This is a genomic window from Brevundimonas sp. GW821-FHT12C05, from assembly GCF_058807475.1.
Genome location: NZ_JBXAQS010000001.1, coordinates 704,154 through 729,245, shown reverse-complemented (window position 1 = coordinate 729,245; position 25,092 = coordinate 704,154). Strand labels below are relative to the sequence as shown.

At 69.3% G+C, this 25,092-nt stretch carries 29 protein-coding genes; 18 read left to right on the top strand and 11 right to left on the bottom strand.

Annotation, left to right across the window (positions count from 1 at the left end; genetic code table 11):
- Positions 1–2 precede the first annotated feature (2 nt).
- The gene (locus AC1RRF_RS03345; RefSeq protein WP_492832791.1) at positions 3–1,037 is read right to left on the bottom strand and encodes a beta/gamma crystallin-related protein; all 1,035 of its coding nucleotides are present in this window, start codon (positions 1,035–1,037) and stop codon (positions 3–5) included.
- Positions 1,038–1,259: 222 nt separating this feature from the next.
- On the opposite strand from AC1RRF_RS03345, the gene AC1RRF_RS03340 reads away from it, so the two are divergent.
- The gene (locus tag AC1RRF_RS03340; protein ID WP_492832789.1) at positions 1,260–1,931 is read left to right on the top strand and encodes a DUF1013 domain-containing protein; all 672 of its coding nucleotides are present in this window, start codon (positions 1,260–1,262) and stop codon (positions 1,929–1,931) included.
- A gap of 74 nt (positions 1,932–2,005) precedes the next feature.
- On the opposite strand, the gene AC1RRF_RS03335 is transcribed toward AC1RRF_RS03340, so the two are convergent.
- Positions 2,006–2,179 carry a YdcH family protein gene (locus AC1RRF_RS03335; RefSeq protein WP_492832787.1) on the bottom strand — a complete coding sequence of 58 codons (174 nt, stop codon included), beginning with the start codon at positions 2,177–2,179 and terminating at the stop codon, positions 2,006–2,008.
- A gap of 128 nt (positions 2,180–2,307) precedes the next feature.
- On the opposite strand from AC1RRF_RS03335, the gene AC1RRF_RS03330 reads away from it, so the two are divergent.
- From AC1RRF_RS03330 to AC1RRF_RS03320, 3 genes are read left to right on the top strand one after another with little or no spacing between them, the layout of a single operon-like run.
- Entirely contained in the window at positions 2,308–2,910 is a 603-nt protein-coding gene (locus AC1RRF_RS03330; RefSeq protein WP_492834134.1) for a UbiX family flavin prenyltransferase, read from the top strand.
- Entirely contained in the window at positions 2,907–3,371 is a 465-nt protein-coding gene (locus AC1RRF_RS03325) for a TIGR02444 family protein (RefSeq protein WP_492832785.1), read from the top strand. The genes AC1RRF_RS03330 and AC1RRF_RS03325 overlap by 4 nt, the downstream gene beginning before the upstream one ends.
- 39 nt (positions 3,372–3,410) lie before the next feature.
- A complete protein-coding gene (locus tag AC1RRF_RS03320; RefSeq protein WP_492832783.1) occupies positions 3,411–3,635 on the top strand; it encodes a YdcH family protein in 225 nt (74 codons plus the stop codon).
- A 3-nt stretch (positions 3,636–3,638) separates the two neighbouring features.
- On the opposite strand, the gene AC1RRF_RS03315 is transcribed toward AC1RRF_RS03320, so the two are convergent.
- Both AC1RRF_RS03315 and AC1RRF_RS03310 read right to left on the bottom strand, forming a co-directional pair.
- The gene (locus AC1RRF_RS03315; RefSeq protein ID WP_492832781.1) at positions 3,639–4,067 is read right to left on the bottom strand and encodes a GNAT family N-acetyltransferase; all 429 of its coding nucleotides are present in this window, start codon (positions 4,065–4,067) and stop codon (positions 3,639–3,641) included.
- Positions 4,064–4,627 carry a GGDEF domain-containing protein gene (locus tag AC1RRF_RS03310; RefSeq protein WP_492832779.1) on the bottom strand — a complete coding sequence of 188 codons (564 nt, stop codon included), beginning with the start codon at positions 4,625–4,627 and terminating at the stop codon, positions 4,064–4,066. Before AC1RRF_RS03310 ends, AC1RRF_RS03315 begins: the two co-directional genes overlap by 4 nt.
- Positions 4,628–4,743: 116 nt before the next feature.
- On the opposite strand from AC1RRF_RS03310, the gene purE reads away from it, so the two are divergent.
- The 3 genes from purE to AC1RRF_RS03295 all read left to right on the top strand — a co-directional run bounded on the left by purE (position 4,744) and on the right by AC1RRF_RS03295 (position 8,215).
- Positions 4,744–5,235 (top strand): 5-(carboxyamino)imidazole ribonucleotide mutase, encoded by a 492-nt coding sequence (gene purE, locus AC1RRF_RS03305; protein ID WP_291841058.1) that lies wholly within the window; start codon positions 4,744–4,746, stop codon positions 5,233–5,235.
- The gene (locus tag AC1RRF_RS03300) at positions 5,236–6,315 is read left to right on the top strand and encodes a 5-(carboxyamino)imidazole ribonucleotide synthase (protein ID WP_492832777.1); all 1,080 of its coding nucleotides are present in this window, start codon (positions 5,236–5,238) and stop codon (positions 6,313–6,315) included.
- A gap of 145 nt (positions 6,316–6,460) precedes the next feature.
- Positions 6,461–8,215, top strand: a complete 1,755-nt coding sequence (locus tag AC1RRF_RS03295; protein WP_492832775.1) for a DUF885 domain-containing protein — start codon at positions 6,461–6,463, stop codon at positions 8,213–8,215.
- Between the two features lie 17 nt (positions 8,216–8,232).
- Here AC1RRF_RS03295 and AC1RRF_RS03290 read toward each other — a convergent pair whose 3' ends face one another.
- A complete protein-coding gene (locus AC1RRF_RS03290) occupies positions 8,233–8,934 on the bottom strand; it encodes a COQ9 family protein (RefSeq protein ID WP_492832773.1) in 702 nt (233 codons plus the stop codon).
- A 187-nt stretch (positions 8,935–9,121) separates the two neighbouring features.
- On the opposite strand from AC1RRF_RS03290, the gene rpsU reads away from it, so the two are divergent.
- Positions 9,122–9,373 carry a 30S ribosomal protein S21 gene (gene rpsU, locus AC1RRF_RS03285; protein WP_291840936.1) on the top strand — a complete coding sequence of 84 codons (252 nt, stop codon included), beginning with the start codon at positions 9,122–9,124 and terminating at the stop codon, positions 9,371–9,373.
- 82 nt (positions 9,374–9,455) lie between these two features.
- Here rpsU and AC1RRF_RS03280 read toward each other — a convergent pair whose 3' ends face one another.
- The 3 genes from AC1RRF_RS03280 to AC1RRF_RS03270 form a co-directional block, all read right to left on the bottom strand.
- Positions 9,456–9,806: a hypothetical protein gene (locus AC1RRF_RS03280; protein WP_492832771.1), complete on the bottom strand. Its 351-nt coding sequence runs from the start codon at positions 9,804–9,806 to the stop codon at positions 9,456–9,458.
- Positions 9,807–9,967: 161 nt separating this feature from the next.
- Positions 9,968–11,359, bottom strand: coding sequence for an ABC transporter permease (locus AC1RRF_RS03275; RefSeq protein ID WP_492832769.1), 1,392 nt, complete (start codon positions 11,357–11,359; stop codon positions 9,968–9,970).
- Entirely contained in the window at positions 11,356–12,318 is a 963-nt protein-coding gene (locus AC1RRF_RS03270) for an ABC transporter ATP-binding protein (RefSeq protein WP_492832767.1), read from the bottom strand. The genes AC1RRF_RS03275 and AC1RRF_RS03270 overlap by 4 nt, the downstream gene beginning before the upstream one ends.
- A 151-nt stretch (positions 12,319–12,469) precedes the next feature.
- Between AC1RRF_RS03270 and AC1RRF_RS03265 the strand changes: the two genes are divergently transcribed.
- The 7 genes from AC1RRF_RS03265 (at position 12,470) to AC1RRF_RS03235 (ending at position 19,780) form a co-directional block, all read left to right on the top strand.
- Positions 12,470–13,885, top strand: a complete 1,416-nt coding sequence (locus tag AC1RRF_RS03265; RefSeq protein ID WP_492832765.1) for a sensor histidine kinase — start codon at positions 12,470–12,472, stop codon at positions 13,883–13,885.
- A 137-nt stretch (positions 13,886–14,022) separates the two neighbouring features.
- Positions 14,023–15,453: a phosphate ABC transporter permease subunit PstC gene (pstC, locus tag AC1RRF_RS03260; protein ID WP_492832763.1), complete on the top strand. Its 1,431-nt coding sequence runs from the start codon at positions 14,023–14,025 to the stop codon at positions 15,451–15,453.
- The gene (gene pstA / locus AC1RRF_RS03255; RefSeq protein WP_492832761.1) at positions 15,446–16,750 is read left to right on the top strand and encodes a phosphate ABC transporter permease PstA; all 1,305 of its coding nucleotides are present in this window, start codon (positions 15,446–15,448) and stop codon (positions 16,748–16,750) included. The genes pstC and pstA overlap by 8 nt, the downstream gene beginning before the upstream one ends.
- A gap of 5 nt (positions 16,751–16,755) precedes the next feature.
- On the top strand, positions 16,756–17,622 hold the full coding sequence (gene pstB, locus AC1RRF_RS03250) for a phosphate ABC transporter ATP-binding protein PstB (protein WP_492832759.1): 867 nt from the start codon (positions 16,756–16,758) through the stop codon (positions 17,620–17,622).
- Complete coding sequence (gene phoU / locus AC1RRF_RS03245) at positions 17,622–18,332, top strand: phosphate signaling complex protein PhoU (protein ID WP_291835803.1); 711 nt, start codon at positions 17,622–17,624, stop codon at positions 18,330–18,332. The genes pstB and phoU overlap by 1 nt, the downstream gene beginning before the upstream one ends.
- A gap of 23 nt (positions 18,333–18,355) precedes the next feature.
- Positions 18,356–19,045 (top strand): phosphate regulon transcriptional regulator PhoB, encoded by a 690-nt coding sequence (gene phoB / locus AC1RRF_RS03240; RefSeq protein WP_291835800.1) that lies wholly within the window; start codon positions 18,356–18,358, stop codon positions 19,043–19,045.
- Positions 19,046–19,078: 33 nt separating this feature from the next.
- The gene (locus tag AC1RRF_RS03235) at positions 19,079–19,780 is read left to right on the top strand and encodes a DUF4336 domain-containing protein (RefSeq protein ID WP_492832757.1); all 702 of its coding nucleotides are present in this window, start codon (positions 19,079–19,081) and stop codon (positions 19,778–19,780) included.
- 23 nt (positions 19,781–19,803) lie between these two features.
- Here AC1RRF_RS03235 and AC1RRF_RS03230 read toward each other — a convergent pair whose 3' ends face one another.
- On the bottom strand, positions 19,804–20,331 hold the full coding sequence (locus AC1RRF_RS03230; protein WP_492832755.1) for a dihydrofolate reductase family protein: 528 nt from the start codon (positions 20,329–20,331) through the stop codon (positions 19,804–19,806).
- Between the two features lie 66 nt (positions 20,332–20,397).
- Here AC1RRF_RS03230 and AC1RRF_RS03225 point away from each other — a divergent pair, with 66 nt between their 5' ends.
- Positions 20,398–20,976, top strand: coding sequence for a TetR/AcrR family transcriptional regulator (locus AC1RRF_RS03225; RefSeq protein ID WP_492832753.1), 579 nt, complete (start codon positions 20,398–20,400; stop codon positions 20,974–20,976).
- 31 nt (positions 20,977–21,007) lie between these two features.
- Here the strand turns inward: AC1RRF_RS03225 and AC1RRF_RS03220 are convergent, their stop codons facing one another.
- Both AC1RRF_RS03220 and AC1RRF_RS03215 read right to left on the bottom strand, forming a co-directional pair.
- The gene (locus AC1RRF_RS03220) at positions 21,008–22,108 is read right to left on the bottom strand and encodes a dipeptidase (protein ID WP_492832751.1); all 1,101 of its coding nucleotides are present in this window, start codon (positions 22,106–22,108) and stop codon (positions 21,008–21,010) included.
- 53 nt (positions 22,109–22,161) lie between these two features.
- Complete coding sequence (locus AC1RRF_RS03215; RefSeq protein WP_492832749.1) at positions 22,162–22,668, bottom strand: MarR family winged helix-turn-helix transcriptional regulator; 507 nt, start codon at positions 22,666–22,668, stop codon at positions 22,162–22,164.
- Positions 22,669–22,826: 158 nt separating this feature from the next.
- Between AC1RRF_RS03215 and AC1RRF_RS03210 the strand changes: the two genes are divergently transcribed.
- On the top strand, positions 22,827–24,671 hold the full coding sequence (locus tag AC1RRF_RS03210; RefSeq protein ID WP_492832747.1) for a gamma-glutamyltransferase family protein: 1,845 nt from the start codon (positions 22,827–22,829) through the stop codon (positions 24,669–24,671).
- Positions 24,671–25,087: a hypothetical protein gene (locus AC1RRF_RS03205; protein WP_492832745.1), complete on the top strand. Its 417-nt coding sequence runs from the start codon at positions 24,671–24,673 to the stop codon at positions 25,085–25,087. The genes AC1RRF_RS03210 and AC1RRF_RS03205 overlap by 1 nt, the downstream gene beginning before the upstream one ends.
- Positions 25,088–25,092 lie beyond the last annotated feature (5 nt).

The window sequence follows — 25,092 nt, the reverse complement described above, 5'->3', positions numbered from 1 at the left end:
GCCTAGCGCCGCGTCGGACGCAGCGACGAGATGCTGTCGTTCATGCCCAGCAGCACCAGGTTCCGCATGTCGCCGCGGATGGTCTGGCAGCGGCCGCGGAAGTAGGCGTCCGTGCAGACCTCCCACTCGCCCTCGACCTGAACGGAACTGATCTGGTCGTTGAAGCCGGTGCTGCCCAGGTTCGCCATCTCGCCGTCGTAGCGCGTCGAGGCGCCGCGGAAGTTGGAGTCCTGGTAGACGGTGATCGACTGACGGCCCCAACCGCCACCGCCGCCGCCGTTGTCGTCCTCATACTGGCCGCGCCACGAACCGCAGACCAGCAGGCCGTTGTCATTGCGGATTTCGTCGTTGCGGCAGCGGCTCAGTTCGATCGACGACCGGCGAGGCTGGTTGTTGCGCGACCGGCAGGAGGCGTAGAGCCGGTCGCGGCGGACTTCGGCGCCGCTGCAGCTGTTCTGATAGTCGCCGCGCGGAGGCTGGTTGGGGTTCCACCCGCCGCCGCCGCCGCCCTGATCCTCGAACTGGCCGCGCCACGAGCCGCAGACCAGCAGGCCGTTGTCGTTGCGGATTTCGTCATTGCGGCAGCGGCTCAGCTCGATCGAGGAGGTCCGGAAGCCGGGGCTGCGCGTCCGGCAATCGGCGTACAGCCGGCCCCGTTCCACCCGGGTCCCGCCGCAGCTGCTCTGATAGTCGCCGCGCGGCGGTTGATTGGGGTTCCAGCCTCCGCCTCCGCCTCCGCCGCCGCCGCCGTTGTCGTCCTCGTATTCGCCCCGGTTCGGCCCGCACACCAGCAGGCCGTTATCGTTGCGGATTTCATAGTCGCTACAGCGGTTCAGTTCGATCGAGGTGCCGCGGATCTGATTGTTGCGTGCGCGACAGTCCGCATACAGGCGGCCTCGGTTCGTATAGGCGCCGCTGCAACTGTCACGATAGTCGCCGCGCGGCGCGGCCCGCTCCTGGCCGCCTCCTGACATGGCCGCCATCTCCTGGCCGCCCCCCAACAGAACCGCCACGGCGGCGAGAGTCTGGATCAGCATAGGTCCCTCCCATTGCTCAGCTAGACGCACAACGCGCCATTGCGGCCAATGTTCACGACGGAGATGAACCTTAGCTGTACAACGGATCGGCAGTCGTTTCCTTTTCCACCGAATAGGCCTATATCCATAACATCAGCGCCCGGCCGAAAGGTCGGGCGCCGTCGTATCCGGAACCCGCCGACCCCCGGTCTGGGCGGGCCAAATCAAGAAGCGAAGACGCCTATGACCGACATTCTGATGCCCAAGGCCACCGCGGTCTGGATGGTCGACAACACCTCGCTGACCTTCGAGCAGATCGCTGACTTCTGCGGCCTGCATCCGCTGGAAGTGCGCGGCATCGCCGACGGCGACGTGGCCCGCGACATCCGCGGCGTCGATCCCATCACCGGCGGCCAGCTGACCCGCGAGGAGCTGGACAAGGCCCAGGACAACCCCGACTACCGCATGAAGGCCGTGGTCAGCCGCCACGCCGAACTGATGAAGTCGGCCAAGCCGGCCCCGAAATACACGCCGGTCTCGCGCCGCCAGGACCGCCCGGACGCCATCGCCTGGTTCGTCCGCAATCACCCGGAAGTGACCGACGCGCAGATCTCCAAGCTGCTCGGCACCACCAAGGCCACCATCGAGAGCGTGCGTAACCGCACTCACTGGAACTCGGCCAACATCAAGCCGGTCGATCCGGTGACCCTGGGCCTCGTCGGCCAGCTGGCGCTGGACGATCTGGTCAAGAAGGCCGCCGACAAGAAGGCCAAGGACGACGCCAAGAAGGGCGGCGCCACCCTGCAGGCCGTCGACGCCCCGACTGAACCGGTCGAGCCGGAGTTCGTCCCGGAAGAGCGCGAGCGCCGCGGCGCCGAGCCGACCGCCGCGTCCGTCTTCGGCACCCGCGAATAGGGTTTCGACACCCCATGAAAAACGGCCCCGGAGATCGCTCTCCGGGGCCGTCGTCATTTCGGGAGGTCTGAGCCTTAGTGCGCCCGGGCCTCCAGACTGGTGATCTCTTCCTTCAAACGAAGCTTCTGCTGCTTCAACTCCCTGACGTGAAGCGAGTCCGAGGCCGGGCTGCGGGTCTCGCGCTGGATGGTCTCATCCAGGTTGCGATGACGGTTTCCCAGTTCGCGGATACGAGCTTCGATGGTCATGGCTTGCGCCTCCATGTCTAAGGGACCACTAGAGTGAGCGCCCGGCTTGACCGCCTGTGGAATCACATTCCGGTGAGGCTGGCGGCCTTCCGGACGCCCGTAGCCTGGAGCCCGAATTGGCCGAAGATGTGAACGGAGCCGCAGGAACCTCGCCGCGGCGTCTCGTTGTTGGAATTTCCGGAGCGTCCGGCGTGACTTACGGCGTGCGCGCCCTGGACGCCCTGCGCGCGCTGGGGGTCGAGAGCCACCTCGTGGTGACCCGCGCCGCCCTGCTCACTTTGTCGCAGGAGACCGATCTGTCGGCGGACGATCTGCTGGGCCGCGCCGACGTCGTGCACAAGCTCAATGACGTGGGCGCCAGCATCGCCTCCGGCTCCTTCCGGACCATGGGCATGCTCGTCGCCCCCTGTTCGGTGCGGACCATGGGCGAGATCGCCACCGGCGTGACCTCCACCCTGCTGACCCGCGCCGCCGACGTGGTGCTGAAGGAGCGGCGGCCGCTGGTGCTGATGGTGCGCGAGACGCCCCTGCACCTGGGCCACCTGCGCACCATGACGGCCCTGGCCGAGATGGGCGCGGTCATCGCCCCGCCCCTGCCCGCCTTCTACGCCAAACCCGCCTCCATCGCCGAAATGGTCGATCAGTCGGTCGGGCGGGCGCTGGATGTGTTCGGTCTCGACTGGTCGGCGGTGAAGCGCTGGGACGGGCTCAAGGGCCCGGCGTCCGAATGAGCCTGTGGGATTGGTCGGTCCGCGCCTGGGCCGTGGAGGGCGTACAGAACGCCGGCCTCGACCTGCAGGACGCCCAGGGCCAGAACCTGCCGCTGCTGCTGTGGGCCGCCTGGTGCGCCCGGACGGGCCGCGCGCCAGACGCCGACGACCTCGAGGCGGCCTGCGACACCGCCCGCGTCTGGCAGGAGACCACGATCGCCCCGCTACGCGCCATCCGCCGCACCCTGAAGACCCGCACGCCCGATCTCGACGACGCCGACCGCGAGGCGGTGCGGGCCCAGGTCAAGACCCTCGAACTGGACGCCGAGCGGCGGCTGCTGACGGCGCTGGAGGCCCTGGCCCCCGAACCGTCCGGCGCGGCCAGGCCGGTCCTGCCGGCCCTGATCGCCGTGGCCCGGGAATGGGCGCCGATCACCCCGCGCCGCTCGCTCGAACTCCTCGCCGACCGCCTTCCGACCTGACGGCCGGCGCGCTATAACCGCCCGGTCCGGGACCCCATCATGAACGACGACGAACCGTTTCTCACCGAGGAAGAGCTGGCGCTGCACGCCCGGCTCAAGGAACTCCAGCAGGAGCACGCCGACCTCGACGCCTCGATCGAGGCGCTCGGCCACATGCCGATCCCCGACCAGCTGATGATCGCGCGCCTTAAGCGCAAGAAGCTGACGCTGCGCGACGAGATCGTGAAGATCGAGAACCGGATCCTGCCGGACATCATCGCCTGAGCCTCAGGGCAGCATCATCGCCATGCCGATGGACTTCGGAGCGGTGGGCCCGAAGCCGAACTGTTCGTACAGCCGAGGCGCCTGGCCGTCGGCGATCAGGCTGACATAGGCGTGGGACGGCGCCCGCGCCTTCAGCTCCGCCATCAACGCCGCCATCACCGCCTTGCCGAGACCGCGTCCCTGGTGTCCGGGCTCCACGGCCATGTCGACGATCTGGAAGAACAAACCGCCATCGCCGATAACCCGGCCCATGGCCACCGCGCGGCCGTCCTGTTCGATCACGGCGGCGCACCAGGTGTTCGGCAGGCCCGCCGTCGCCCCTTCGAGCGTCTTGGGCGTCAGACCCGCGACCTCCCGCAGGCGGCGGTAGTCGGTGATCGCCGGCGTCTGCAGGACCAGGCGATATCCGTCGGGCAGGTCCGCCACCCTCATCGCCCCTTCTTGCGCACCCACATGGCGGCGTCGGCCTCGGCCAGCCAGATTTCCGGATCGGCCTGGCCCGCATAGGCCCGCACGCCGAACGAGCCGCCCAGTCCGGCGCCGCGGCCTTCCCATTCGAACGGCTCGGTCTCCAGGGTGGCGGCGAGGCGGCGGGCCTTCTCACGGCCTTCCTCCAGCCCGGCGTTGAGCATCAGCAGGCCGAACTCGTCGCCGCCCAGACGACCCAGGGCGTCCGACTCACGCAGATTGGCGCGCATCATCTCGGCCACATGCACCAGGGCGGCGTCGCCGGCGGCGTGGCCCAGCTGGTCGTTGACGCCCTTGAAGCCGTCCAGGTCGAGGTAGAGCAGCACCGCCGGGACATCGTGGCGCTGGCAATAGGCCATGGCGCTCTTCATCTGGGCGACGAAGCCGCGCCGGTTCAGGGCGGGGGTCAGGACATCGTGATCCGCCGCCGCTTCCGCCGCCTCGGCGCGCAGACGCAGGGCCTCAAGCTCGGCGCGCAGGCGCTCGATCTCGGCATACGGGTCGATAGTGGCCGCGTCGGTCACGGAAGCTCCCCGGCCGGCGACTCAACACGTCCGGCCAGTGCGGAGCCTAACGCCGTCGGTTGCGGGCGCAACGCGAGTCCTGTATCGCGCCGCTTTCCGCGAAAGGGCGCGACTCTATGGCGACCGAGACCCCGCCGGTGGCGATCATCATGGGCAGCCGTTCGGACTGGCCGACGATGAAGCACGCGGCCGACGCCCTGGACCGGCTCGGCGTGGCCTGGGACGCCAAGGTGGTCAGCGCCCACCGCACCCCCCAGCGTCTGGTCGAGTTCTCCACCGGCGCCCGCGCCGCGGGCTACAAGGTCATCATCGCCGGAGCCGGCGGCGCCGCCCACCTGCCGGGCATGGCCGCCTCGATGACCGAACTGCCCGTGCTGGGCGTGCCGGTGCAGTCCAAGGCGCTCAAGGGCCTCGACAGCCTGCTCTCCATTGTCCAGATGCCCGGCGGCGTGCCCGTCGCGACCCTGGCCATCGGCGAGGCGGGCGCCAAGAACGCGGGCATTCTCGCCGCGCAGATCCTGGCCCTCAACGATCCGGTGCTGATGGGACGGCTGAGCGCCTTCCGCGAAGCCCAGACCGAAGCCGTGCACGAGTCGGTCGAGGACTGAGTGAGCGTTTCCCCCCTCTCCCCCGGCTCAACCATCGGCATTCTCGGCGGCGGACAGCTGGGCCGCATGCTCAGCCAGGCCGCGTCCCGCCTCGGCTTCAACGTCGTCATCCTCGATCCGGAAGAGAACAGCCCGGCGGGCCGCGTCTCCCAGGGCCAGATCGTCGCCGCCTATGACGATCCCACCGCCCTGACCGTGCTGGGCCGGGTGGCGCAGGCGGTGACCTTCGAGTTCGAGAACGTCCCGGCCTCCTCGGTCGCAACCCTGGCGGAGAGCGGCGCCCTGGTCGCCCCCGGCCCCCGCGCCCTGGCCGTGGCCCAGGACCGCGTCGAGGAGAAGACCTTCCTGAACAGCGTCGGCGCGACCACGGTGGACTTCGCCGCCGTCGACAGCCTCGACGACCTGCTGGCCGGGCTGGAGCGTTTGGGAACGCCCGCCCTGCTGAAGACCCGCCGCGACGGCTATGACGGCAAGGGCCAGGTCTGGGTCCGCTCGGCCAAGGAAGCCGCCGACGCCTGGCACGCCATCGGCGAACGCCCCGCCATCCTGGAAGCCAAGGCCGCCTTCACCCGCGAGCTGTCGGTGATCGCCGCGCGCGGCCGCGACGGCGCGGTGGCCGTCTATCCGCTGGGCGAAAACATCCACAAGGGCGGGGTCCTGAAGACCACCCTCGCCCCCGCCGCCGTCGACGCGAAGACCGAAAAGCGCGCCAAGACCATCGCCGCCGCCGTCCTCAACGGTCTCGACTATGTCGGCGTGCTGGGCGTGGAGCTGTTCGATCTGGGAGACGGCACGCTGCTGGTCAACGAGATCGCGCCGCGCGTCCACAACACCGGCCACTGGACCCAGGACGGCTGCGTCTGCGACCAGTTCGAGCAGCACATCCGCGCCATCGCCGGCTGGCCGCTGGGCCCGACCATGGCTCATTTCCGCGTCGAGATGACCAATCTGCTGGGCGACGAGGTCGACCAGTGGACAAAGCTGGCGGCCAAACCCGACATGCGCCTGCACCTCTACGGCAAGGCCGAGGCCCGGCCGGGACGCAAGATGGCCCACGTGAACCGGGTGAAGCCGCTCTAGGGGCAGGACCGGCTCCCCTTTTTGACGACCGTCCGCTCGACGCCCCCTTGACCTGACGCCCCCCGCCGTCACGATCCCTCCGTGCTCTCGTGACGGCCTCCACCGGAACGGGAGGCGACGGGCTGCACTGGGGGAGACCTTCAGTATGCCTATGGAACGCCGCCGCTTCCTGCAGAGCGCCACCGCCCTCGGCCTGCTCGGCGCCGCACAGCCGTCGCTCGCCGCCGCCGAAACCGGAGACGCGCTGGACGCCGTCCTCGCCGAGATCGCAAGGGCGCCGCAACGGCTCCGGTCCAGTTCGCTGCTTTTCCGCGAAACCGACACCGCCCTGCCCGACCTGTCGTTCGAAGCCTCCCGCCAGGCCGCCGACGAGGCCCGCGCCCAGATCGCGCGCCTGACGCCGTTGCGAGGCGCCGGCCTCGACGGCGACCGCCGCGACACCCTTGAAGCGGTGATCTGGGACCTGGAAGGCGGCGTCGAGTCCCAGCGCTACTACTGGCTGGACTCCCCGCTCAGCGCCGACGGCTCGGCGCTGAGCATCGCGACCGGCCGGCTGGCCACGGCCCCGCTGCGCACCGCCGCCGCGCGCGACAACTACCTGTCGATGCTGGAGGGCTTCCCGGCCTACATCGACCAGATCCTTGAAAAGGTGCGGGGGCAACAAAGCCGGAGCATCATCGCCCACCGCGAGACCGTCGCCGCCGTTCTCCTGCAGATGGATACGCTGCTGGCGTCGCCCACCGCGACCTTCGTCCCGGCGCCGGCGCGCCTGGCCCACCTGTCCGAGACGGAGGCGGCGCGCTTCACCGCCCAGGCCGGAAGGCTCCTCGCCGACCGGATCATGCCGCCCCTGCGTCGGCTGGCGGTCTATCTCCGCGACGACTACATGCCCGCAGCCGCGGACACGGTCGGCCTGTGGCGCCAACCGGACGGCGACGACTTCTACCGTTTCCTAATCCGCTTCAACGTCACGCTCGACATCGACCCCGAGGACGCCCACCGCCGGGCGCTGGACACCGTCGCCGAAGCGGAACGGGACATGGCCGAGCTGCGTCGCCAGATCGGGTTTGACGGCTCGGCCGAGGCCTTCCACCACACGCTCGAAACCGACGCCCGCTGGAAATCGGCGACCACCCAGGATGTGGCCGCGCGCTTCGAGGCCGGCCTGGCGGGCTTCGACCCGCATTTTTCGCGCTTCTTCGAGACGCCCCCGATCACGCCCTACTCCGCCGCGCCGCAACCGCCGGAGTACAACGACATCATGGTCAACGGACGCTACCAGTGGCCAACCGACGAGGATCCGCAGGGGACCTATCTGTTCAACGGCGGAAACCTGGACACCACCACCTGGTTCTGGAGCACGCCGCTGATCCATCACGAGCTGGTGCCCGGGCATCATCTCCAGTTCGACCGCGTCCGCGCCAGCCGCACCTTGCCTCCGTTCCGCAAGTCACTGGTCATGTCGGGCCATACCGAGGGCTGGGCTGAGTATGGGCGCAGCCTGGTGGTCGAGGCCGGGGTCTATGACGGCGATCCGATGGCCCGCTACGCCGACCGCCTGATGGACCGCCGCATGGCGATGATGGCCGTCGCCGACACCGGCATGCACGCCAGGCGCTGGTCGCTGGACGAAGCCGTGCGCTATTTCTCGACCAACGCCATCACCATCCCGTCCCTGCAGCGGCGCGCCATGCTCGGGATCGCCACCGAATATCCGGGCTTCCTGCTCTGCTACTGGGCCGGCGGTACGGAATTCACCCGCCTGCGCCGCGCGACGGCGGCCAGGGCCGGATCCGGCTTCGACCTTCGCCGGTTCCACGAGGTCATCCTGTCGGGCGGCGTCCTGTCCTTCCCGGTCCTTGAAGCCAGGCTGAACCGTCACTTCCCCGGCGTCGCCTGATCGCTCGCGCGCGGACCTTACCGGCCGGCGGTGTCGTCGGTCGGGTCCGTGCGCTGGCCGTACCGCAACCGGCTCAGCGCATCCGCCACCTTGCGCAGCGGGGCGTCGAAATCCTTGCCGGCCTTCCACTTCTCGAAGGTCATGACGTTCTCGATGCGGGCGGCGACGAAGGCCTCGGCGGCCTCGCGTCCGTCGAACAGCCGCATCGTCAGGGCGGGGATCAGGATGCCCGACAGGATCGCCCGCTTGGAATAGTGGTTCCAGTCGGTCGCGGTGTCTCCGGCCCAGTTCCACAGCAGGTCGGCGCTCTCCCACGCCAGCTTCAGCCCAAGGTCGGCGTTGACCGGCAGGGCCAGGAAGGCGGCGCATTTCTTCGAGGCCTCCAGATCGGCGGCCGCGGCCTCCAGCCGCTCGGACACGGCGCGGGCGATTCGCTCGCGCATCTTCAGCGACCCCGCCTCCACCGACGCCAGGGCGGCCATGGCCCGGTCGTCGTGGCGACGCGACAGCAGGGCGGCCAGGTCCCGGGCGCCGTTGGGAAGCAGCAGCTCCTCGTCGCCCAGCGACAGCCCCTTGTCCGCGCAGGCGGCGCGCACCAGCCGCGCGTTCCAGCCCAGGGCGGGCGCGCGGGCCACGGCGGCGTCCAGGACGGACTGTTCCATCCGGTCCGCCCAATCGCCTTCGGGCTGCGCGTTCGACAGGTGCGGTGCGTCGGTCATGGATGCACCATAAGCCCGTCCGGCGGGGGTTTCGAGCCTCCAGAAGTGATCGCGACCATATGGACAGCGTGGGTCGGCTCGTGTATCAGCCCGCCTTCATCCGCGGACCCTGTTCGCCGGAAGACGATTTTATTTGTTCGCCCGTCTCCCTCACAGGACGCGGCGGGCGGCCAAAGGAGAGTTCAACCTGGTACAGATTTTCGTTCGCGATAATAACGTCGATCAAGCGCTGAAAGCCCTCAAGAAGAAGATGCAGCGCGAAGGCAGCTTCCGTGAAATGAAGCGCCACGTTCATTACGAAAAGCCGTCGGAAAAGCGCGCCCGTCAAAAGGCCGAGGCTGTCCGTCGCGCCCGCAAGCTGGCCCGCAAGCGCGCCCAGCGCGAAGGCCTGCTGCCGGCTCCGAAGCCCCGCGTGCCGGGCGGCGCCGGTCGCAGCTAAGCGACGGCCTCACGGCTGAAAGATCAAAGGGCCGCTCCGATGGAGCGGCCCTTTTCTTTTGCCTCACGGCCCCGCGGAGCGGCTATTCGCTGAGGAGAATCTGCGCGCCCGCGCGAACGATATCCCGGATCGCGGCGGGGCTGACCGGCCCGGAATAGCTGAATCCGAACGTCGTCCTCCCTGCCCCGGAACCCATCACCCGGAACACCAGGCCGCTGACGATGAAACTGCCGTACGCGGTGTTCAGGGCCACGGCGACCGTCAGCATCCCGCCCAATGCGCCGCTTGGGGACGACCCGTCCCACCGGACCGCCGCGATCGTGTTTCTCATGACGTCGCCCTGAACCGCCGCGGGCATCGTCTCGGCCTTGGCCGTCTGCGGTTCGCCTCCCTTGGGAGACGGGCTCTTCGGCGTATCGGATTTGGCGACCATGATGACCCTCTCAGTCAGTGTCGGAGCCTGATCGGTACAGTCACGCTCCGGAACATACAAACAGGGATTGCATTACGGTCGAAATTCTCCCTGATCGTGCAAGCAAAGGGCCGCTCCGGTTTCCCGAAGCGGCCCCTGGTTTCCCGGAAATGGGAGGGCGGCTAGTTCCCGCCGCCCCGGATCGCCGCGCCGAAGCTCTTCCAGCTCAGCTTCACGTCCGACAGGGCCCCCGCGCGGAAGGCGCGGCCCGAAACCCAGACCATCAGCAGGGCGAAGGCGAACATTCCGGCCATGGCGCCGATCAGCTCGATCAGCGGCGGATTGGAATGGAGCCGCGCCATCATCAGGAAGGGTGTGAAGAAGGGCACCCAGGACAGGATCTGGATCACCGGCGCGTCCGGCGACTTCAGGGCCATGGACATGACCATGATCGGCACGACCAGCACCATCATGATCGGCCCCATCAGGGTCTGGGCGTCACGCGGCGTCTCGCAGAAGGCGCCGATGGCCGCGAACAGCACCGCGTACATCAGGTATCCGCCGACCATGAAGGCCGCGAACCAGGCCAGCATGCCGCCCTGCACCAGGATCTCGCCGACCATCACCGCGTAGTCGGGCTGGAAGAAGGCCAGCGTGCCGACCCCCAGTCCGCCCCACGCCAACAGCATGGTCAGTGTCAGCATGGCGACGCCCAGCACCTTGCCCGTCAGGATTTCCGTGGTCGACGCCGAGGACAGCAGGACCTCCAGGATCTTGTTCGACTTCTCCTCCATCACGCTGTTCAGCAGGATCGAGGCGCCGGTGATGATCAGCGACCACAGCAGGAAGCCGCCGCCCATGCCGATCAGCATCGGGAGGCGATCGCGGAACGACACCTCGCCGTTGCCAGTCGATTGCGGCGAGAAGGCCTTCACCTCGGGCCGGAATTTCTCGGTTGCCTCGACCACGCTGGAATCAATCCCCGCGCTCTCGAACACCGTCCGGCGGTTGGCCGAGCGCAGGGCGTCGCGGACGAAGTCCTCGACCGTGTCGTCGGTGGCGCGCGCGCTCCACACCCGCGCGGCGGGCTTGCCCTGTGCGTCGCGGGTCAGGAAGACCACGGCGTCCAGACGCTGGTCCTTGGGCGTGTCGTCTGTCAGGTGACGACGCACGGCCTCGTTCTGGGCCTGCCCCGGCGCGGCCGAGGCAATGTCAGCCGGCGTCGGAACGATGCGCAGGCTGGGCCGAGACAGGGAGGACATCGCCCCCTGCGTCGCGGACGGATTGGTCTGCGCGCCGGCGGCGGCGGCCTTCTTCATGGCCTCAGCCGCGCGCTCGCGCTGGCGATCCGCGTCCCGGCGCAACGAATCCTGAATGGAGGCGGCCAGGCCGGCGGCCCGCGGCCCCTCCTCGATCACCACCACCTCGCGAACCGGCTCGGACGAGCGGATCAGCAGCGGAATGGCGCCCCCCAGCACCGCGAACAGCGGGAAGGCCAGCAGCGACAGCCAGAAGCCCACGGTCATGGCGTAGGCGGCGTACTCACGCCGCGCGATCAGGAACATCCGGTTCATCGGGCGGCCTCCACGCCGGTCGGCTTCACGCTCTGGTCGACGTCGGGGCGGTCCCCGGTCAGATCGATGAAGGCGTCGTGCAGGCTGGGCTCGCGCAATTCGAAACGGCGCACGTCCAGGCCGGTCAGGAAGGCGGCCTTGAGCGCCTCCTGCCCCTGGGCGCCCTGGGCCAGCGCGGCCTTCAGCACCCGCACCTCGCCGTCGTCGGAAACGATCTCGACCCCGGCCACGCCGGGCAGGCGTTTGGCCTGGTCCGGCGCGATGGCGCCCTCCAGTTCAAGGAACCGGCGCGAGGTGGCGCGGGCCTCGGCCACCGTGCCCTCGAAGGCCTTCCGGCCCCGGGCCAGGAGCACCACCTTGTCGCACAGCCGCTCGGCGTGCTGCATCACATGGGTCGAGAACAGGACAGTGGCGCCGTCGGCGGCCAGGCCCCGGATCATCTGCTCCAGTCCTTGCTGGTTGACCGGATCCAGGCCCGAGAACGGCTCGTCCAGGATCACGAACTCGGGCCGGTGCACCACCGACGAGATCAGCTGAACCTTCTGGGCCATCCCCTTGGACAGCTCCTTCATCTTCTTGCGCTTGGAAGCGCCCAGCCCCTGGGCGTCAAGCATTTCCCGGGCCCGCTTGCGGCCCTCGCCCAGCGGCAGGCCCTTCAGCGAGCCGAAGAAGGCGATGGCGTCGACCGGAGTCATCTTCTTGTAGAGGCCACGCTCTTCCGGAAGGAAGCCGATGCGGTCGCGCACCCGGCGGCCGTCGTCGGCGCCGAGGATCTCGATCCGGCCCGAGGTCGCGGGCTGCAGCCCCAGGATCATGCGGATGGTCGAGGTCTTGCCCGCCCCGTTCGGCCCCAGGAAGCCGCAGATCGAGCCCTTGGGCACCTCGAAGCTGAGATCGCGCACGGCCTGGAATTCACCGTATCGCTTGCTCACGCCCTCAAGCGTCAAAGCCGCCGTCATAAGCCCCTCCTTGCAACAGAAGGGAAGCCTAGGGATGTAAAGGACGTTTGACAACCCGAAGCGGGACGCTTCGCGGATCGATTGTCATGAATTCCGTGTCATGTTCGGTGGATAGCGAGTCGCCCCGTGCGCCCGCTCCAGTGGAAGCGCAATGCCCTACGAAGCCGCTCAATCTCCCGTCGCCCCCTCCGCGGCCTCGCGCCTGTGGACCGTAGGGGCCAGCGCGGGCGTTTCGGTGGTCGTGCTGCTGACGCTGGCGGTCTTCTATCCGGCCCTGGCGCAGTGGCTGATCGGCGGCGCGGTGCTGGTCGGGGTCTCCACCTGGGCCGTGAATCGCCGCCCCCGTCCCGCGCTGAGCGCCGAGACGGCCGAGGCGGCCGCGCCCCCGGTCGTTCCCGCCGCCGACCAGCGGCTGCTGGACAGCGCCTTCGAGGCCCTGGCCGATCCGGTTCTGGTGGTCTCGGGCGGCGAGGCCGACGACATCGCCGGACGCCGCGTCGTCCTGGCCAACGGCGCCGCGCGCGACCTGTTCCGCATCCAGCGCGAGGGCGCCCTGCTGGTCTCCGCCGTGCGCGAACCCACCGTGCTGGAGGCGGTCGACGAGGCCCTGTTCGGCGGCATCGCCCGCACCACCGACTATTCCGGCGTCGGCGCCCAGACCCGCCACTGGCGGGCCCTGACCCGCCCCCTCCCCGCCCCGCCCGGCGAGGGCGCCACCCTGGCCCTGCTGGTGCTGCGCGACGAGACCGACGTACGGCGCATGGAGCTGATGCGCGTCGACTTCCTGGCCAACGCCAGCCACGAACTGAAGACGCCCCTGGCCTCGCTGGCCGGCTTCATCGAGACGCTGAAGGGCCACGCCCGCGACGATCCCAAGGCGCGCGACCGCTTCCTCGACATCATGGCCGTCCAGGCCGATCGCATGAGCCGGCTGGTCGCCGACCTGCTGTCGCTGAGCCGGATCGAGCTGAACGAACACGTCCCCCCCTCGGGCCGGGTCGACTTGGCGCGGGCGGCGGTGGACGTCATGGACGCCGTCAGCGTGCTGTCGGCCGAGCGCGACGTCAGCATCATCATGCAGGACCGCGAACTGTCGGCCCCGGTCCATGGCGACCGCGACGAGATCGTCCAAGTGGTCCAGAATCTGGTCGACAACGCCATCAAATATTCTCCATCGGGCGGCGCGGTCGACATCGTCATCCGGCCCGATGTGACGCTGGACGAGGCCGCCGCGCCCTGGTCGGGCGGCAATCGCGAGGGCGGGGTCACCCGCCTGCCCCTGGTCACCCCGGACCGCGAACCGGGCAATCGTTACGCCGCCATCACCGTACGCGACCACGGCCCCGGCATGGCCCGCGAACACCTGCCCCGCCTCACCGAGCGCTTCTATCGGGTCGAGGGCCAGAAGAGCGGCGAGCGGTCGGGCACGGGCCTCGGTCTCGCCATCGTCAAACACATCGTCAACCGCCACCGCGGCGGGCTGACGGTCGAAAGCGCGCCGGGCCAGGGCGCCGTTTTCACCGCCTATTTCCCCATCGCGCTGAAGGCGGAAAAGACCAAGGCGTGACGCGCCTGCGACAACGGGCCCGACAGCGTAACAGAACTGTCACGCGCCCGTCTTAATCCGCTGACCATTCCCGGGCAGTTTCCGCCCCGGGCGAACCGGGCGACCGGGGCCGCTCCGATTCTTCCTCCCGGATCCTCATGACCTGGCTTTTCCTGCCGATCCTGATCGCCGCAGCCGTCGCCGCCTATTTTGGCGCGCGCCGACTGGCGAGCCGACGCGCCCAGGGGGCCAAGGCCCATTCGCGACCCGCCCAGCACGGGGCCTACGCCCTGATCTGGACCGCCCTCCCGGCGCTTGCCGTGCTGCTGGCCGCCTCCGTCTTCTCGGGTCCGGTCCAGCACCAGCTCATGGCCTCCGGCGCGCCTGAGGCCGTCCAGCAGCTGGAGCCCTTCCGCCGCCAGGCCTTCTACGCCGACGCCCACGCCGTCGGCGCCGGGCAGCAGACCATGCAGATCTGGCCCGCGCCCTACGCCGAGCTCCTGCCCGCCGAGGGCCGCCGCGCCGCCCGCATCGAGCTGATGCTGAGCCTGGCCGGGATCACCGGCGCCGCCCTGGCCGCCCTGCTGGGCGCCCTGTTCGTGTTCAGCCAGATCCGCCCCGACATGCGCGCCCGCAACCGGGTCGAGGGCTGGATCGTCGGCGCCCTGTTCGCCTGTTCCGCCGTCGCGGTCCTGACCACCGTCGGCATCGTCGCCTCGCTGGTCTACGATTCGATCCGCTTCTTCAGCTCGGTGCCCGTCACGGAGTTCTTGTTCGGAACCCAGTGGAGCCCGCAGACGGCCATCCGCGCCGACCAGGTCGGGTCGTCCGGCGCCTTCGGGGCCCTGCCGCTGTTCGCCGGCACCTTCCTGATCATGATCATCGCCATGTGCGTGGCGGCTCCGGTCGGCCTGTTCTCGGCCATCTACCTGTCGGAGTACGCCGGGCCGGTCTTCCGCGCGACGGTGAAGCCGGTCCTCGAAATCCTCGCGGGCGTCCCGACCGTGGTCTACGGCTTCTTCGCCGCCCTGACCGTCGGCCCGGCCATGCGCGTCTTCTTCCACACCATCGGCGGCTGGTTCGTCGGCGGGCCGCTGGACGGCCTGGGCCAGTACCTGATGCTGGTCCAGAACCAGATGGCCCTCGTCGCCGGCGGCGTCATGGGCATCATGCTGATCCCCTTCGTCAGCTCCCTGTCGGACGACATCATCAACGCCGTGCCCCAGTCGCTGCGCGACGGCTCCTACGCCATGGGCGCGACCAAGTCCGAGACGGTCAAGCGCGTCCTGCTGCCCGCCGCCCTGCCCGGCGTCGCCGGCGCCATGCTGCTGGCCATGTCGCGCGCCATCGGCGAGACGATGATCGTGACCATGGCCGCCGGCCTCGCCGCCCGCCTGACGCTGAATCCGCTCGAGACCGTGACCACGGTCACCGTCCAGATCGTCACCCTTCTGACCGGCGACCAGGAGTTCAACAGCCCCAAGACGCTGTCGGCCTTCGGTCTCGGCCTGACCCTGTTCCTCGTGACCCTGCTGCTGAACATCGTGGCCCAGCGCATCGTCCAGACCTACCGGCAGCAATATGACTGACGCCGCCGACAACGCCCCCGCTTCCGCGACCGACGCCGCGCGCGTGGACCGCCTGCGCTCGGGCCTGAAGAAGCGCTACGCCCGCGAGAACCGCTTCCGTCTGTACGGCCTGCTGGCCATCGGCGTGGCGGTCGGCTTCCTGCTGCTGCTGCTGGGCCGCATCATCGACCAGGGCCACACGGCCTTCTACGCCCATACGGTGACCCTGCCGGTCTATATGGACCCGGCCCGCGTCGACCGCGCCTATCCGCAGGGCACCAATTTCGAACAACTGGTCGCCGAGCAGCAGCTGGTTCGACTGGGCGTGCAGGACGACGCTCAGGGGACCTTGGCCACCGAGATGCGCGGCCTGTTCTCGTCGGAACTGAAGTTCACCGCCGCCGAGCGCATCCAGAAGCAGCCGGGCCTGATCGGCCAGACGGTGATGATCGCCGCCCCCGCCTCGGACGACGCCGACCTCTATTTCAAGGGCGAGATCTCCCGGTCCACGCCCGCCGACCAGCGCCGCCTGTCGGACCAGCAGATCGACTGGCTGGACCGGATGAAGGCGGACGGCCACGTCTCGGCCCACTTCAACACCGCCCTGTTCACCAAGGGCGACTCGACCGAGCCGGAACTGGCCGGGGTGCTGGGCGCCGTCATCGGCTCGGCCCTGATGCTGCTGGTCACCGCCCTGATCGCCATTCCGCTGGGCGTCGGCGCGGCCCTGTACCTGGAAGAGTTCGCGCCCAAGAACCGGATTACGGACATCATCGAGGTCAACATCAACAACCTCGCGGCGGTGCCGTCGATCATCTACGGCCTGCTGGGCCTGGCCCTGTTCATCAACTGGCTGCACCTGCCCCGCGCCAGCCCGCTGGTCGGCGGCCTAGTCCTGGCCCTGATGGCCCTGCCGACCATCATCATCGCCACCCGCTCCTCGCTGAAGGCGGTGCCGCCGTCGATCCGCGAGGCCGCCCTGGCCATGGGCGCCTCCAAGACCCAGACGGTCTTCCAGCACACCCTGCCCCTGGCCATGCCCGGCGTGATGACCGGCGCGATCATCTCGATGGCCCACGCCCTGGGCGAGACCGCCCCCCTGCTGCTGATCGGCATGGTCAGCTTCGTGCCGGGCATCCCCCACAGCGTCGTCGAGCCGACGGGCGCCCTGCCCTCGCTCGTCTACATCTGGGAGAACGCTTCCGAGCGCGCCTTCCACGAGCGGACCGCCGCCGCGATCCTGGTCCTGCTCGCCTTCATGATCGTCATGAACGCCGCCGCCATCCTGCTGCGCCGGCGCTTCGAACGCCGGTGGTAAGCCCCATGTTCTCCAAGATTTTCCGCGCCGCGGACGGTTCCGAAGGCGGCGCCCCCGCCGGCGAGACCCCCGTCATCGCTGCTCCCGCCGTGACCCATGGCGGCGGCCCCGTCGGTCCGACCAAGATCGCCGCGCGCGACGTGTCAGTCTTCTACGGCGGCAAACAGGCCCTGTACGACGTCTCGCTGGACATCCCGGACAAGACGGTCACCGCCCTGATCGGCCCGTCGGGCTGCGGCAAGTCGACCTTCCTGCGGACCATGAACCGCATGAACGACACCATCAGCCACGCCAAGGTCACCGGCCGCATCGAGATGGACGGCGAGGACATCAACGCCCGCGCCGTCGATCCCGTCCTGCTGCGCGCCCGTGTCGGCATGGTGTTCCAGAAGCCGAACCCCTTCCCCAAATCGATCTACGAGAACGTGGCCTACGGCCCGCGCATCCACGGCCTGGCCACCGGCAAGGCCGACCTGGACGTCATCGTCGAAGCCTCGCTGAAGCGCGCCGGCCTGTGGGAAGAGGTCGCCGACCGCCTGCACTCGCCGGGCACCGGCCTGTCGGGCGGCCAGCAGCAGCGTCTGGTCATCGCCCGCGCCATCGCGGTCGAGCCTGAAGTCATCCTGATGGACGAGCCCTGCTCGGCCCTGGACCCCATCGCGACCGCCAAGATCGAGGAACTGATCGACGAGCTGCGCGAGCGCTATTGCATCGTCATCGTCACCCACTCGATGGCCCAGGCCGCGCGCGTCTCGCAACGCACCGCCTTCTTCCACCTCGGCCGCCTGGTCGAGACCGGCCCGACCGAGGAAATCTTCACGAATCCCCGCGAGCGGCGCACCCTCGACTACATCACGGGGCGCTTCGGCTGATGAACCAGCACACCGTCAAGGCCTACGGCGACGAACTGAACCAGCTGACCGCCGAAGTCGCCCGCATGGGCGGCCTCGCGGAGGCCCAGGTCGCCGACGCCGTCGAGTCCGTCGCCCGCCGCGACGTGGCCCTGGCCAAGGCCGTGGTCGAGCGCGACGTCCGCCTGGACGCCATGCACCGCGACATCGAGAAGAAGGCCATCCGCCTGATCGCCCTGCGCCAGCCGGTCGCCTCTGACCTGCGCAAGACCCTGTCGGCGATGAAGCTGGCGGTGGACCTGGAGCGCACCGGCGACCTGGCCAAGAACATCGCCAAGCGCGCCCTGATCCTGGCCGAGGGCGAACCGATGCAGCCCCTGACCCGTTCGATCGAGCGGATGGGCAAGCTGGTCTCCATGCGACTGCGCGACGTGCTGGACGCCTATGCGGTCGGCGAAGTTGATCGCGCCATCGCCGTCTGGAACACCGACGACGAGGTCGACGAGCACTACAACAGCCTGTTCCGCGAGCTGCTGACCTACATGATGGGCGACCCGCGCACGATCAGCGCCTGCACCCACCTGCTGTTCATGGCCAAGAACCTGGAGCGGATCGGCGACCACGCGACCAACATCGCCGAGACGATCCACTACGAGATCACCGGTCTGGAATTCACGGGCGAACGTCCGCGCTGGAATCCCGAGCCGGACGCTGATCTGCCCGCCGCCTGAGACTGAAGACCGGAGAGCCTGAAGTGCAGCCTTATATCCTGGTGATGGAAGACGAGGACGCGCTGGCCACGCTGCTGTCCTACAATCTCGAAAAAGAGGGCTACAAGGTCGTCGTCGCCTCCGATGGCGAGGAAGGCATGCTCCAGATCGACGAGCGCCTGCCCGATCTGGTCCTGCTGGACTGGATGCTGCCCAAGCTCAGCGGCATCGAGGTCTGCCGCCGCATCCGCGGCCGTTCCGAGACCCGCAACCTGCCGATCATCATGCTGACGGCCCGCGGCGAGGAATCCGACCGCGTGCGCGGCCTGGACACCGGCGCCGACGACTATCTGACCAAGCCCTTCTCGATGACCGAGCTGACGGCCCGCATCCGCGCGGTCCTGCGCCGCATCCGTCCGGGCCTGGCCGACGACCGCATCAACCACGGTGACATCGTCATCGACCGCGTCGCCCACCGCGTCCGCCGGGCCGGCCTCGAGATCCACCTGGGCCCGACCGAGTTCCGCCTGCTGGACCACTTCATGCAGCACCCGGGCCGGGTGTTCAGCCGCGAACAGCTGCTGGACGCCGTCTGGGGCTCGGACGTCTATGTCGAGGCCCGCACCGTCGACGTCCACGTCGGCCGCCTGCGCAAGGCCCTGAACGTCGAAGGCACCGTCAACCCGATCCGCACCGTCCGCTCGGCCGGCTATTCGCTGGATCTGGGGGGCTGACGCGACCCGGGCGGTCGATGAGGAGGTAAGCCGATGACCGCCTCGTCGCTGCAATCCTTCGGGCCGGAGATCTGGCTGGCCGACGGACCGGAAACCGAGGTGATCGGCTTCCGGTATCCGACGCGAATGGCGGTGATCCGTCTGACCGGCGGCGGCCTTCTGGTCTGGTCGCCCGTCGCCCTCTCGGACAGTCTTCAGGACCAGCTTGGGGACCTGGGCGAGGTTCGCCATCTGGTCGCGCCCAACAGCCTGCATCACCTGTTCCTCGCCGACTGGCGGCAGGCCTATCCCTCTGCCCGGCTCCACGGCGCGCCGGGGCTGAGTGGACGACGGCCCGATCTCACCTTCGACGCTGAACTCGGCGACGCGCCGTCCCCGGACTGGGCGGCCGATCTCGACCAGGTTCTCATGCGGGGCAACCGCATCACGACTGAGGCCGTCTTCTTCCATCGCCCCAGCGCCACCGTCCTGTTCACCGACCTGCTGCAGCAGTTCCCGCCCGGCTGGTTTCGCGGCTGGCGGGCGCTCGTCGCCCGTCTCGACCTGATGACGGAGGCCGAGCCCTCGGTCCCCCGCAAATTCCGCACCGCCTTCACCGACCGCCCCGCCGCCCGCGCGGCCCTGCGGCGCATCCTCGAATGGCCATTCGAAAAGGTCGTCATGGCCCACGGGCGTCCCGTAGAGCGGGACGGCCAGGCCTTCATCGCCCGCGCGTTCCGCTGGCTGACCGGCTGATCGCGCCTCTCACGCCGGCGCATCTATCCGAAGACGTAGCGCAGGTAGACGCAGCCCCGGTCCAACGGCTTGGCCTCCGCCAGCGTCGGCGATCGGCGCAGGCCTGTCGCCGGGAACAGGGGCGTCCCGCCGCCGAGCAGTTCGGGCATCACATAGATTTCGATGTCGTCGAGCGCGTCCCGCGCGATGAAGGCGGACTGCAGCCCGCCGCCGCCCATCATCCAGACGTCCCCGTCGTCCAGCGCCCTCAGTTCGGCGATCAGGGCCTCGACGTCATGACGCGCCTCCAACTCGCCCAGCGGCTTCGGGATCGGACGGGAGGTGACCACGATCACCCGCTTGCCGTCATAGGCCCAGGGCGTCGTCTGGGCGGCGAGGAAATCGTAGGTCCCCCGCCCCATCACTACAGTACGGATCGTTTCGGCGAACAGCCGGTAGTCGTGCTCGCCCAGGTCCATGTCGTCGTAGCGGAACAGCCAATCCAACCGACCCTCGCCGTCCGCGATATAGCCGTCCAGGCTCGCGGCGATGTATCCCCTGATCCTGGCCATCTGGCCCTCCATCGAAAATCGTGATGGAATATATAAACGAACGTTCGTTCATATTGAAAGACCTTGATGGCGCGGCCCCGCACGATCAATGACGCCAGCCTGCTGGACGCCGCCCTGGCCGTGATGCACGAACACGGCCCCGCGGCGCTGACCTTCGCGGCCGTGGCTCAGGTCACCGGTCTGGCGCCCGCCACGCTCGTCCAGCGCTTCGGCGGCAAGGACCGCATGACGGAGGCGGCCCTGCTCCACGCCTGGGACGATCTCGACGCCCGGACCGCCGCCGCGGACGCCGATGCCCCGGTCACGCCGGAGGGCGCGATCGCCTTGTTGATCGGCCTGTCGGGCCATGGAGATCGCGATCGACACGCTGACGGCCTGTTGCTGCTGCGCGAGGACTTCCGCAATCCGCTGCTGAGGGCGCGCGGCGACCGCTGGGGCGCGCGGCTGGCCGCGGCCCTCGGTCGTCGCCTGACCGCCGATCCCGGCCAAACGGATAGCCTCGGCCGCCTGATGGCCAACCAGTGGCAGGGCGCCATGATCTGGTGGGGGTTCTCTCGCGAAGGAGACCTGGAGACCTTCCTCGCCGCGGAACTGAACGCCTTCGCCCGCCTCCTGCAGGCGAGCTCCGCCGACGAACTGGCTTGATCGTCCCGGGGGCGGGCCCGCCCCGCCCTCTTCACCCCGTCCAGGTATCCTCGAAGACGCGCTGGAAATTGCCGCCCAGGATCTTGTCCACGACCCGTGCGCCGTAACCCCGTCGCCGCAGTTCGTCCGCGATCACCGTGAAGCGATCGGCCCGGTTCAGCCCGGTGACGAAAGGCGGCGGCCCCTCGCCGGGCGCGGCGACGCCCGAGGCCTTGCGCTGCTCGAGGCTCGCGTTCCACTCCGCCATGCTCTCGGGCGAGGTGTCGAACGGCCACAGCAGGGCGTCGCTGCCGATGCCGACATGGTCTTCCCCGCAAACGTCCAGCGCGTGGGTCAGGTGGGCGAAATAGACCTCGAGCGACGGCTGGGCCGGGGCCGTCGTCAGATAGCTGAGCTCATAGATCCCCATCACGCCGCCGCGGTCGGCCAGGGCGCGCATCAGGCGGTCGGTCTTGTTGCGGGGATGGGCGTGGACGGCGTCGCAGCCCGCATGGGTGATCAGCACGGGCTTGCGCGACGCCGCGACGGCGCCGAGGCTGGACATCTCGTCGCTGTGGCTGACGTCGACCGTCACGCCTCGGGCGTTCATGCGTTCGACCGCCTGCCGCCCCAGCGCGGTCAGGCCGGTGGACGGCGACGACATCGTGCCCGAGGCGAAGGGCGTCGTTCGGTTGTAGCTGAGCCCCATCACCAGGACCCCGGCGGCGCGGAACGGGTCGATCGCGTCGACGTCGCCCTCCAGCATCTCACCGGCCTCGAACGAATAGATGACGCCCAGCCGGCCCGTCGCCTTGGCGCGCGCCAGATCGGCGGTCCCGAGAATCTTCAGATAGACATCGGGGTTCAGGGCCACGGCCTTGTCGATGTCGGCGATGGACTGCGCCGTCTCGGCCCGGGACTGACTGCCGGAGCCGCCGATGGTCAGCTTGGCCGCCGTCAGGCCCGAGGCGCGGATCAGATCGCGCGCCTCCTGGTCGAGCGGCTTTTCGGGATCGATCGGCAGGACCAGATTGCCGTTGATCAGAACCGTCTCGCGACCCGCCTGGCCGCCGGAGGCGCCCGGGACGCCGGCGCACGCCGTCAGGGCTGAGGCGGCGGCTGCGCCCAGGAAGATGCGGCGATTGGCGGTCATGGGCTCGCGGTCTCCAACTTCAGTCGGAGAATATGTAGGCACCTACCTATATGTCAATCGGCGGACGCGTCCCCCGAGACCCGGGCCATGATCCGGTCGAACATCGACCGGCGGTCCAGCGCGTCGTCCAGCCGGTCGAGCAGGCGGACCAGATCCCCGGCCTCGTCGTTCAGCTCCAGCGCGGCGGCGTTGAAGGCCTCCCACAGCGGGGTGAGCCGGGTCGCCAGGGCCTGCCCGCTCCCGGTGAGATGCAGCAGACGGCGGCGACCATCCTCGACGGAGGGCGAAGAGGCGATGAAGCCGGCCTTCTCCATGGACCGACTGGCTTCGCTGACCGAGGCGTGGGTGATGCGCAGGATGGCGGCGATCTCGCCCACCGCCATGGGGCGGCCATGTTCGACCAGCTGACGAAGGATGCCGTACCAGCGCTGCTCGAACCGGATGTCCTGGGCCGCATAGACGCGGGTCCCGTCGCGATCCAGCCGCTCGGACGCCCGGCGCAGGCGGGCGCCCAGGGCCGCGCCGCCGAAGCTGCGGCTGTAGTCATGAGGATCGGACATGGCGAAATCCGGCAAGCGAGAGGGCGACCGCTCCTTCTGAGCCCATTCGTCCGGACTTCAAAACCGGGCGGCGACGATCGGCGGGGCGGACCGACGGACAGGCTTCACAGTCGCGTTAGACCCGCTAGGGTCCCCCGCACATTTCGTGGAGTCTGCCGATGCGTCGCCGCACCTTCCTGTCCTCCCTGCCCGCCGGGGCGTTGTTGGCGGGGAGCGGGATCGCCCACGCGCAGACGCCGCAAGCCCAGGCCGCCCCGGCCGCCGGCGCCCCGCCCCGGCCCGCGCCGCGCCCCGATCCCTACGCCGGCATCGGCATCGGCGACCGCATCACCGGACCCAAATTCGTCGGCCGCTCGACGGTCTGGGGGGCCAACGGCGCCGCCGCCACGGCCCATCCGCGCGCCACCCTGATCGGCATCGACACCCTGCGGCGCGGCGGCTCGGCCATCGACGCGGCCATCGCCATCAACGCGGCGCTCGGCTTCCTGGAACCCGTGGCCAACGGCATCGGCGGCGACGCCTTCTGCATGCTGTGGGACCCGGCCCAGCGCAAGGTCGTCGGCTTCAACAGCTCGGGGAACAGCCCCCGCGGCCTGTCGCTGGAGACCGCCCGCTCCAAGGCCAAGGCCGACGGCCACCTCCCCTCCTACGGCGCGGTGACGGTCAACGTCCCCGGCACGGTCGACGCCTGGTGGAGCGCCCACCAGCGCTACGGCAAGCTGCCGTGGAAGGACGTCCTGCTGCCCGTCGCCGAGCTGTGCGAGGAGGGCGTGCCGATGCCGCAGGTCATCGCCTACTACCTCGAGCGCAACATGGCCGGTTTCGACCGCTCGGCCTCGATCATCGAGGAGAACGACAACCGTAAGAAGGTCTACGCGCCCGGCGGCGCGACCCCCAAGGTCGGCCAGATGTTCGCCAATCCCGACCTCGGCCGCACCCTGCGCCTGATCGCCGAGCACGGCCGCGACGCCTTCTATGACGGCCCCATCGCCGATGCGATCGCCGCCTATTTCCGCCGCATCGGCGGCTGGATGACCCGCGCCGACCTGGCCGCCCACCGCACTGAATGGGTCGAACCGATCCGCACCGACTATCGCGGCGTCCAGGTCTACGGCCTGGGCCCCAACACCCAGGGCCTGTCGACCAACCAGATCCTCAATGTCTGCGAACAGTTCGACCTGCGGAGCATGGGCTTCCAGTCCGCCGCCTCGATCCACCACCAGGCGGAGGCCAAGCGCCTGGCCTTCGAGGACCGGGCCAAGTGGTTCGCCGACGACCGCTTCAGCCGCACGCCCGTCGAGTGGCTGAACTCCAAGGAGTACGCCCGCCAGCGCGCCGCCCTGATCCGGCCCGACCGGGTCATGGACCGCGTCTTCCCCGGCGATGCGCCGACCCAGGGCGACACCACCTATTTCAGCGTCGCCGACAAGGACGGCATGATGGTCAGCTGGATCCAGTCCAACTACCGCGGCATGGGCTCGGGCCTGGTGTCCGACGACGGCGCCGGAAACACCCTGGGCTTCATGTTCCAGGATCGGGGCGAACTGTTCGCCCTGACCGACGGCCATCCGAACGTCTACGCCCCGGGCAAGCGGCCCTTCCACACCATCATCCCCGGCTTCGCGGTCAAGGACGGCCAGCCGTGGATGGCCATGGGGGTCATGGGCGGCGGCATGCAGCCTCAGGGCCAGGCCCAGATCATCATCAACATGGTCGACTACGACCTCGACCCGCAGGAGGCAGGGGATGCTCCGCGGTGGCAACACGAGGGCTCGTCCGAACCCACCGGCGAACCGGCCGAGGGCGTGGGCCTGCTGTATCTGGAGACCGGCGTCCCGGCGGCGTCCAAGGCCCAACTGGAGGCCATGGGCTGGGTCCTGCGCGGCCCCAACGGCGGCTTCGGCGGTTATCAGAACGTGGTCATGCAGCAGAACCCCGGCGGTCGCTGGACCTATGGCGCGGCCACGGAGATGCGCAAGGACGGCATCGCCCTGGCCTACTGATGGCCGGGGTCGTCGACCTGACGGGCCGGTGGACGGGGGTCTATTTCTACCCCCACGACCCGGCCTGGAACGCCAATGACAACATGCCCGCGACGCCCTTCACGGCCGAGCTGACGGACGCGGCCGGGACGGTGATCGGCAAGACGGTCGAGCCTGATCTGCTGTTCGCCGACGGCCCGGACGTCCGGGCCGTGCTCGAGGGCCGCCATGACGGCCTGCGCCTGACCTTCACCAAGACGCCGGACGGCCGCGACCGCGACCATGTGATCCTCTACGACGGCGAGATCTCGGCGGACGGGAACGCGGTTTCGGGCCGCTGGACCATCCCCGGCAGCTGGTCCGGCGACTTCCGCATGCAGCGCCGCACCGTCTCCGAAGCCGTGTCCGAGGAAATGGGCGCGCAGGCCCGGTCCTGACCGGC

Excerpts from the sequence above, each read along its gene's own strand:
- AC1RRF_RS03345 (WP_492832791.1), bottom strand. The coding sequence starts at position 1,037 with ATGCTGATCCAGACTCTCGCCGCCGTGGCGGTTCTGTTGGGGGGCGGC.
- AC1RRF_RS03340 (WP_492832789.1), top strand. The coding sequence starts at position 1,260 with ATGACCGACATTCTGATGCCCAAGGCCACCGCGGTCTGGATGGTCGAC.
- AC1RRF_RS03335 (WP_492832787.1), bottom strand. The coding sequence starts at position 2,179 with ATGACCATCGAAGCTCGTATCCGCGAACTGGGAAACCGTCATCGCAAC.
- AC1RRF_RS03325 (WP_492832785.1), top strand. The coding sequence starts at position 2,907 with ATGAGCCTGTGGGATTGGTCGGTCCGCGCCTGGGCCGTGGAGGGCGTA.
- AC1RRF_RS03320 (WP_492832783.1), top strand. The coding sequence starts at position 3,411 with ATGAACGACGACGAACCGTTTCTCACCGAGGAAGAGCTGGCGCTGCAC.
- AC1RRF_RS03315 (WP_492832781.1), bottom strand. The coding sequence starts at position 4,067 with ATGAGGGTGGCGGACCTGCCCGACGGATATCGCCTGGTCCTGCAGACG.
- purE (WP_291841058.1), top strand. The coding sequence starts at position 4,744 with ATGGCGACCGAGACCCCGCCGGTGGCGATCATCATGGGCAGCCGTTCG.
- AC1RRF_RS03295 (WP_492832775.1), top strand. The coding sequence starts at position 6,461 with ATGCCTATGGAACGCCGCCGCTTCCTGCAGAGCGCCACCGCCCTCGGC.
- AC1RRF_RS03290 (WP_492832773.1), bottom strand. The coding sequence starts at position 8,934 with ATGACCGACGCACCGCACCTGTCGAACGCGCAGCCCGAAGGCGATTGG.
- AC1RRF_RS03280 (WP_492832771.1), bottom strand. The coding sequence starts at position 9,806 with ATGGTCGCCAAATCCGATACGCCGAAGAGCCCGTCTCCCAAGGGAGGC.
- AC1RRF_RS03275 (WP_492832769.1), bottom strand. The coding sequence starts at position 11,359 with ATGAACCGGATGTTCCTGATCGCGCGGCGTGAGTACGCCGCCTACGCC.
- AC1RRF_RS03270 (WP_492832767.1), bottom strand. The coding sequence starts at position 12,318 with ATGACGGCGGCTTTGACGCTTGAGGGCGTGAGCAAGCGATACGGTGAA.
- AC1RRF_RS03265 (WP_492832765.1), top strand. The coding sequence starts at position 12,470 with ATGCCCTACGAAGCCGCTCAATCTCCCGTCGCCCCCTCCGCGGCCTCG.
- pstC (WP_492832763.1), top strand. The coding sequence starts at position 14,023 with ATGACCTGGCTTTTCCTGCCGATCCTGATCGCCGCAGCCGTCGCCGCC.
- pstA (WP_492832761.1), top strand. The coding sequence starts at position 15,446 with ATGACTGACGCCGCCGACAACGCCCCCGCTTCCGCGACCGACGCCGCG.
- pstB (WP_492832759.1), top strand. The coding sequence starts at position 16,756 with ATGTTCTCCAAGATTTTCCGCGCCGCGGACGGTTCCGAAGGCGGCGCC.
- phoU (WP_291835803.1), top strand. The coding sequence starts at position 17,622 with ATGAACCAGCACACCGTCAAGGCCTACGGCGACGAACTGAACCAGCTG.
- AC1RRF_RS03235 (WP_492832757.1), top strand. The coding sequence starts at position 19,079 with ATGACCGCCTCGTCGCTGCAATCCTTCGGGCCGGAGATCTGGCTGGCC.
- AC1RRF_RS03230 (WP_492832755.1), bottom strand. The coding sequence starts at position 20,331 with ATGGCCAGGATCAGGGGATACATCGCCGCGAGCCTGGACGGCTATATC.
- AC1RRF_RS03225 (WP_492832753.1), top strand. The coding sequence starts at position 20,398 with ATGGCGCGGCCCCGCACGATCAATGACGCCAGCCTGCTGGACGCCGCC.
- AC1RRF_RS03220 (WP_492832751.1), bottom strand. The coding sequence starts at position 22,108 with ATGACCGCCAATCGCCGCATCTTCCTGGGCGCAGCCGCCGCCTCAGCC.
- AC1RRF_RS03215 (WP_492832749.1), bottom strand. The coding sequence starts at position 22,668 with ATGTCCGATCCTCATGACTACAGCCGCAGCTTCGGCGGCGCGGCCCTG.
- AC1RRF_RS03210 (WP_492832747.1), top strand. The coding sequence starts at position 22,827 with ATGCGTCGCCGCACCTTCCTGTCCTCCCTGCCCGCCGGGGCGTTGTTG.
- AC1RRF_RS03205 (WP_492832745.1), top strand. The coding sequence starts at position 24,671 with ATGGCCGGGGTCGTCGACCTGACGGGCCGGTGGACGGGGGTCTATTTC.